Source organism: Pontimicrobium sp. MEBiC06410, assembly GCF_053601615.1.
In genome coordinates this window covers 1-320 of the sequence record NZ_JBSHNT010000163.1, presented here as the reverse complement: position 1 = coordinate 320, position 320 = coordinate 1, and the positions used below count along the sequence as shown (strand labels likewise).

The following is a 320-nucleotide window of genomic DNA, read 5'->3' as shown; positions in this document are numbered from 1 at the left end:
TATCTAAGGCGTCATAGCTTAGGCTTCTGTCTTCAAAAAGGACTGCGGTGGCTTTTGGTGTGGCTTTGGCTTGGGCTTCGAATTGCTCATGTATGAGCTGCTCTTTATTATAGTTTGACTTTGTTGCGTTATATCCTCTCAGTAATTTTGTTTCTTCTTCTGGGCTTAATATATTATAGTTTTGTAATGAGACTGTCTTTGATTTTGCTAACGTATTAAGAATATATACTAAACTGGTTAATAAACGGTCTGCTGTTTCACTTGTAAAGATATCGGTATTATAGTCTAAGGCTAATTGTAATGGGGCTTCTGCATGGTCT

Annotated in this window: 1 protein-coding gene; it reads right to left on the bottom strand. The window is 36.9% G+C overall.

The features are described from left to right. A partial coding sequence (locus tag ACVC08_RS17900) for a hypothetical protein (RefSeq protein WP_452603079.1) occupies positions 1-320 on the bottom strand: 320 nt, incomplete at both ends.